Source organism: Streptomyces sp. NPDC060028 (genome assembly GCF_042736725.1).
In the GTDB taxonomy this organism is placed as follows: domain Bacteria; phylum Actinomycetota; class Actinomycetes; order Streptomycetales; family Streptomycetaceae; genus Streptomyces.
Map to the genome: position 1 here is coordinate 1 of NZ_JBHWVJ010000183.1, position 1475 is coordinate 1475.

Sequence of the window (1475 nt, forward strand, 5' to 3'; positions counted from 1 at the left end):
CCGCGGGAGGCGGTGGTGCGCTTGGGGCGTTCGGATACGGGTGCGGTGATGGTGACGGGTATGCCGGAGGGGGCTTGGGCGCCGGTGATGCGGGTGAGGGCTTCGTCGCCGGAGTGGACCTGGGTGGTCTGCGGGACGATGCCGGCGGCCTGCATGAGGCGGGTCATGTCGCGGCGCTGGTTGGGGGTGACCAGGGTGACGACGCTGCCGGATTCGCCGGCGCGGGCGGTGCGGCCGCCGCGGTGGAGGTAGTCCTTGTGGTCGGTGGGCGGGTCGACGTTGACGACGAGGTCGAGGTTGTCGACGTGGATGCCGCGGGCGGCGACGTTGGTGGCGATGAGGACGGTGACGTGTCCGGTCTTGAACTGGGCCAGGGTGCGGGTGCGTTGGGGCTGGGATTTGCCGCCGTGCAGGGCGGCGGCGCGGACTCCGCTGTTGAGGAGGTCCTGGGTGAGGCGGTCGACGGCGTGCTTGGTGTCGAGGAACATGATCACGCGGCCGTCGCGGGCGGCGATCTCGGTGGTGGTCCGCTGCTTGTCGGCGCCGTGGACGTGCAGGACGTGGTGTTCCATCGTGGTGACCGCGCCCTGGGAGGGGTCCACGGAGTGGACGACGGGGTCGGTGAGGTAGCGGCGGACCAGGAGGTCGACGTTGCGGTCCAGGGTGGCGGAGAACAGCATCCGCTGGCCTTCGGGGCGTACCTGGTCGAGGAGGGCGGTGACCTGGGGCATGAAGCCCATGTCGGCCATCTGGTCGGCTTCGTCGAGGACGGTGATGGCGACCTGGTTCAGCCTGCAGTCGCCGCGGTCGATGAGGTCCTTGAGCCGGCCGGGGGTGGCCACGACGATCTCGGCGCCGTTGCGCAGGGCGTTGGCCTGGCGGCCGATGGGCATGCCGCCGACGACGGTGGCCAGGCGCAGCTTGACGGCGCGGGCGTAGGGGGTGAGGGCGGCCGTGACCTGCTGGGCGAGCTCACGCGTCGGTACGAGGATCAGCGCGAGCGGCTGACCTGACTCGGCGCTCTGGCCGGCCGTACGGGCCAGCAGGGCGAGGCCGAAGGCGAGGGTCTTGCCGGAGCCGGTGCGGCCGCGGCCCAGGACGTCGCGGCCGGCGAGGGTGTTGGGCAGGGTGGCGGCCTGGATCGGGAACGGCGTGGCCATGCCCTCGCGGCTGAGCGTGGTCAGCAGCCCGGCCGGCATGTCGAGATCGGCGAACGCCTCGACCGCGGGCAGCGCGGGAGTGATCGTCTTCGGCAGGGCGAACTCACCCTGCACCGCGGCGGGTCGCCGGCCGTAGCCGCCGGAACGGCTCGGAGCTCCGGAGCGGCTCGGACCTCCGGAACGGCTCGGAGCGGATGAAGCGAAGCGGCTGCCCCGGCCCGAATCGGATCCGGAGCCGAAACCGGAGCCGAAAGCGGGGCCGCCGGTGCGGCCGCGGGTGCGAGAGGAGCGGTTGTTCGTACGTGTGGGGTTCAT

General features: G+C 72.2%; 1 protein-coding gene. It reads right to left on the bottom strand.

The features are described from left to right. Positions 1-1475: DEAD/DEAH box helicase (locus ACFWBF_RS37300; RefSeq protein WP_385609275.1), on the bottom strand; the 1475-nt coding region annotated here is incomplete at its 3' end.